Source organism: Acidovorax sp. HMWF018, from assembly GCF_003061035.1.
GTDB lineage: Bacteria > Pseudomonadota > Gammaproteobacteria > Burkholderiales > Burkholderiaceae_C > Acidovorax > Acidovorax delafieldii.
Genome location: NZ_QAIM01000039.1, coordinates 1 through 5007 on the forward strand (window position 1 = coordinate 1; position 5007 = coordinate 5007).

At 55.0% G+C, this 5007-nt stretch carries 5 protein-coding genes; 2 read left to right on the plus strand and 3 right to left on the minus strand.

Going from position 1 to position 5007, the window contains the following annotated elements; genetic code table 11:
• Window positions 1–355: hypothetical protein (locus tag DBR23_RS29110; RefSeq protein ID WP_146191185.1), on the minus strand; the 355-nt coding region annotated here is incomplete at its 3' end.
• Between the two features lie 249 nt (window positions 356–604).
• Here DBR23_RS29110 and DBR23_RS01125 point away from each other — a divergent pair.
• Together DBR23_RS01125 and DBR23_RS01130 are read left to right on the plus strand one after the other, a co-directional pair.
• Window positions 605–1120 carry a hypothetical protein gene (locus tag DBR23_RS01125; protein WP_108497026.1) on the plus strand — a complete coding sequence of 172 codons (516 nt, stop codon included), beginning with the start codon at window positions 605–607 and terminating at the stop codon, window positions 1118–1120.
• 145 nt (window positions 1121–1265) lie between these two features.
• The gene (locus tag DBR23_RS01130) at window positions 1266–1523 is read left to right on the plus strand and encodes a hypothetical protein (RefSeq protein ID WP_108497027.1); all 258 of its coding nucleotides are present in this window, start codon (window positions 1266–1268) and stop codon (window positions 1521–1523) included.
• Between the two features lie 137 nt (window positions 1524–1660).
• Here the strand turns inward: DBR23_RS01130 and DBR23_RS29115 are convergent, their stop codons facing one another.
• Window positions 1661–2305, minus strand: coding sequence for a hypothetical protein (locus tag DBR23_RS29115; RefSeq protein WP_146191186.1), 645 nt, complete (start codon window positions 2303–2305; stop codon window positions 1661–1663).
• A 155-nt stretch (window positions 2306–2460) separates the two neighbouring features.
• Window positions 2461–4674: a hypothetical protein gene (locus tag DBR23_RS01135; RefSeq protein WP_108497028.1), complete on the minus strand. Its 2214-nt coding sequence runs from the start codon at window positions 4672–4674 to the stop codon at window positions 2461–2463.
• Between the last annotated feature and the right edge of the window lie 333 nt (window positions 4675–5007).

Sequence of the window (5007 nt, forward strand, 5' to 3'; positions counted from 1 at the left end):
AAACAAGCCCCTGAAGAACCCCTGCTTGCACCGCAGGGACACCCAAAATTGCCGCCGTTGCGGTAACTGCCAGCCCTGATGCGCTTGCGTCCAGACTGACCGCAACATGAGGAGCTGCGCAAAAGACAGCAATGGCCGGAAAAATGGCTACAGCGGCAATGGCCTTGGCTGTATCGGACCATGTGGCTAGGCCCTGGTCGGGGAATGCGTTGAGGTCAAAGCCGATGAGGAACCCTACAGAGGCGCAGATTGCAACTGTTGCCAGTAGCTGTACAACCAGGATGCGATGCACGGGGATGTCACGCTGCACTGCGCTTGTCGTTGGCTCGTTGATTCCTAGAGTGGTTGCTTGCATCCCATGAATCTATGGGGATTGGATGGTTTTCAGGTCATCGATATCGGCACGATTCGGACCGATATCGTCATTGATGTGGGGCTCTGTGTTGCATTTGACGGATAAAAGCGGTGCGCCATGCAAAAATGTTCTCACCTGAGCTCATGCTCTGCCTGCTGCATCGTTGCAGCCCTATTCCTGCAGTCCCTTAGGCTGCGTTTTCCCATCCGGGCCTTCCCCGGATGTGGGGAGGCCTACAAGGACTCCCCAATGGATACCATCATCTCTGCCCAGCAATACCAAGCTGCTTTGCGATTTGCGATGCACCACGGCAAAAACTGGAAACACAAGCTGCGGTCGCTGTGGCTGGACGGTAATGGCCGTCGTTACGCTGTGTCCTTTGATGACGCAGCCCTGCTGCAGCAACTTCGCAATCAACAAGGCCCTGACTGGTTGCGGCGCGTAAAGCGTGAGGACCTCCTCATTGCGTGCGGCGCCAAGGATTTCCTGGTGTTCGACGTGGCCAGTGCCGAGTCTGTCGACAGCAGTGGCTGGATGGCCAAGGCTTTCGATCTTGGCCTGCGTGTCACGACCAGTGCAAGCTTGCCCTTTGCTGATCGCAAGCACATCGCGCGTGACAAGAGCGGCGTCCATGTCCAAGTTCGGCAAGGATTCGCCAGCTCGCGCACTTTCAACACTCTGGGGTTCAACGAGGACCAGCTCCAGATTGTGTCTGTGCTTCAGCAAACCGGATTGCTCTCGCTGAGGGTACCGAAGGGTGGATGAGGTGTTGAATTTTCTTCACCCTGATCGACAGCTTGGTTTTGCGATCCGAATCGCTTCATTCAAAACGCTCGGATCGAGCTATCCGTAATCCCATGTGGGCCTGATGCCCGGTGGGCACAGAGCCCATTTTCTACAAGGAAGAAATGTGGCAATCCACCCTGAAAAGCCTCCCATTACCACGTCGGTAGCGGGCATCAGCGACAGCGTGCATGCGCTGTATATCCATATCGCCGCAGACGACATCAGTTCGTTGCGCAAGGTGGATGTTTTTCGAGTCATCGAGAGTGTCCGCAGTGACAACATCGACGGCGTGACGCGACGGTCGCTCGCAAACTGGATTCAAGCCCAGCGGGAGGATCTTTCGCTGGAGGTGGACCTGGTCCTGGCTGAGTTGAGCTCTTAGCGCCCTCCTCCCCTTCATCGTCCCTGCATTCGCCCAGCGCCCACATTCCGTGGGGCTGGGTGAGCTTGCCGGGCGTACCTCAATACTCTGCCGGCACCAAACTCACGTCATCAACTGGTGAACGATGCACATGACCGTTAAACGTCACTTTTCCGTTTCGCTTCTGCGGCCTTGGCTTTGATTTCATCTGCCTTCTTTTTGGCAGCTTCTGCCTCCGAATTTAGAACGGTACCCACCAACTCAATTGATGTCACTACGGAGGGCAGTTGAGGAAGTCCAGCATATTTGGCCGTTGGTTGCATCCGTGTTTCGGTAATAGTTAAAACCTCGTTCAGACTGTCTATCTTGCAGGTTTTTATTTCCATATCGGCGCTACTATCTGGTGAGAACTTACTGCCATCACAACTGAACTTAACCGGCCTTCCATTTTCGGTGCTCAACTTTTCCTCGATTGCAGATTTCAGACTTTCGGATCCACTGCTGAATCTTGTCTGATACTTGGTTATTAAACCCGCATCGTTTGTTGAAACATTAAACGTCCGTTTCTCCCCGAAGTATTCATAGTCAAACATGTACATTTTACTGCTGTACTCTTTTGCTCCCTTAATGCTTTTAATTGGCTTTCCAATGGCCAAATCTTTAAGCATTATTGTCTTTTCTAGAGGCGGGACTTTTGGAGCGGCTGCTTCAATATTGGGTGTTCCTGTGTTGGGGCTCTCGGTACAACCGATAATCAATAAAGTGGCTGATGCTGAAATGCAGACTGCAATTTTCTTGTTCAATTCACTCTCCTTACGTTTTTGAAAATATATTCTTAATCGGAAGATACCTGCTGCAGGTGGTTATGGCGCAGGATTGACTGGTGATCTCCACCGGCTGCGCAGCTCGGTTTTTTTTATCCAACTGGCCCTGGCTTGAGCATCTGCAGCCTCAAGGTTCAAAGCATCCACCCCAGCTTTAAGAGATCCTTGAGCTTGTGCACCTCAGCCGCGTCGCCGAAGTACCGGGTTTGGAACCAGGCGTACGCTGTGGTGCCGTTTTCACGCGCACTCCATGCAGACGAAATCACATCCTGCACATCAAAGCCATGTGCCATGAATCTTTTGGCCGCGACCCGCATTTCCTGCGTAGCTAGGATCTGCTCGACATCACTTGCAAGGCCAAGTTTTGGTAGCCACCCGCCCCGCGTCGCATCAAAAATGGCCTGTGTGACAGCGTGCCTGCTTGCCTCGTGCTTCATTGATGCTTCGAGTGCTGCACGGGAGGCCTGCTCCTTTTCGTGCCGCTCAGACTCTCTCTTTCGCTTTTCACGCTGCAATGCCTGTGCATGATCCTCAGTGCCCAACGCAGCTGCCAGGCTGGTGGCGAGTTCAGGAAACAGAGCGCCAATGAGGGCGTCGAACTTCCGCAACCGGGCAAAGTGGCTCTCACCGCTCTGCAATGAGGTCAGGATATGCGTTCGGATGGCCTGCATCTCGGGTCCCTGTGCGCCTCGGATCAACGGTTGGTAGACCTTGATCCCCACCAGGCAGTATGTGATGAGCGACCGAAAGTATCGTGATTGCGCGAGGGTGCTGCACATCTCGGTGAGCGAGATGTTGGCTGGCACCGGGGCATGGCTGTACGTCTTGCACAGGTGTAGAAAGTGAAGCACACCGCCATTTTCAACAATGGGGGGCGCAGCGGCACCGGTGAGTCCCATAGATACCAGTCGGCTACTGAGGTCGGACAGCTCGACAAAATGGCCAGCAACTTCACTGTCCACGCCCCACTTCCAATAGTGAACCAGGGCCTGAAGGTAGATCCCAAGCAATTGCTCTTGTGTCAATGAATCGAGCCATCCGCGAGTGTGACGCTGCCGCTCTATTGCTTCCCTTGTGGTCTTTTCTTGCTCATCAAGTGCCTGATGTTCCTCAGCAAATTTTTGCGCCATCAACGGGTGGTGGATCCAGCGCTTGTTCTGCGGGTTTCGCAAGACCTCGTCAGCGAGTTCGGCCACAGTAATTCGGCCCCTTTGACGAAAACCTCGCACATCGATTTCAAGGCAGGCGATATCCATGGTCTTGATCTTTTTGCTCTTGTCCTCGTCGACCCTGTGTGTCACTGCCACTTCAATGATGAGATCGAATGAATCATGGCGCGCAGAATGCGCGCGGCAATAGATGTCCGCCACGATCCCTGCTAACTGCGACTCCGAGGACAAGCCACTCAGATTCAGATCCCCAAGGGCAAGCACAACCTCACGGCTGACTGTGTCGCCGTCCGCCATGTACCGGTGCAGAGGCAGAGAGTAGGGAGGCGTGGAGATCGAGTTGGCCCGCAGGAGGATTGACTTGATCACGTGGTGCAGGACGCTTTCGGACTGCTGGGCCTTGGTGAGTCCTTCCAGATGGCCCAGCTCCGAGGGCAGGCGGTCAAGGTACTCTTCGGCTTGCCTCTCGGCGTCTTGTCTGGCCAAGCGATTGAGTTCGTCATCCTCCCAATGCTTGTCCCAGCAGGACTGAACCTGGTCGCCTAGTTGCATACGGGCGAGGATTTCAGCCATATCCCACGATGCAACAACCGGGTTGTCTACGGTAATCGTGATGATGGCGTCATAGTCGCCTTCGTTTTTCACCGTGCGTTGAGTGTCAAGGCGAATCAATACGATGTGGCCGTCATCAAGGGTGATGGAAGCAAGCTGGGAGTCGATCCACCGGTGTTCGGCCACATGCATGCGCTGGCGCGTTGCGGTCGCCTCGCCAGGGTACAGATGCCCGGATAGACCTTGAACATGTGCCCGACGCGTAGGTGGTGGCAGGTCAATTTCTCCGCGGTCGATGAGCAGCTGCAGGGCGGCGATCCGCCCCATGACGACAAGGCAGTTGTCACGTTGTTGACCGCTCTCATGGCGAAAGAACTGGCCGAGCGTATTCGCGCGCAGGAAATGCTCTCTATCGACCCCAGCATTCACCGCTTGGAGGGCGCTGCCGCAGGCCGGGCAGACACACTTGCAAGCCAGTCCGGTTTCTTTGCGGGTAAGGTCACAGATAGAGACGGCCAGCCCGGATTGTTCGCGTGTTGCCCAACGCATGGGTTTGCCCGCACTCGCCTTCGCTTCTTCTGGCGTGGGGGCTCGGACTTTCCCCCGCATCACGTTCATCTTGGCCATCTGGTCGCATGTTCCTGATTCGGTGCGAATGCATTGTGCCAGTGCGTATTCCGGGCGCGCCTGACCACCGAGCCCGTCTCGATCTGACCACTCCGCCCGACACCGGTTGCAGGTGGCGAATCCGCGTGTCCATGCGATCATCTACGGCAGAATTCGGCCACTAGCGGACATTGCCCAACGCTCGAAAGACATGCCTCTCCAATTTGTCATCGCCACCAATGTGGGTCCCCTTTCCCCGTCAGAACTAGACGAAATGCGGCGAATGATCCGAAATGATTACCCTCACTTCGACTTCGACCCTGAATACCTCAATGTGCTGCAAGAGTGCAACGG

What these genes read in the sequence shown, in the direction of transcription:
- DBR23_RS01125 (WP_108497026.1), top strand. Translation starts at nt 605, where the DNA reads ATGGATACCATCATCTCTGCCCAGCAATACCAAGCTGCTTTGCGATTT.
- DBR23_RS01135 (WP_108497028.1), bottom strand. Translation starts at nt 4,674, where the DNA reads ATGGCCAAGATGAACGTGATGCGGGGGAAAGTCCGAGCCCCCACGCCA.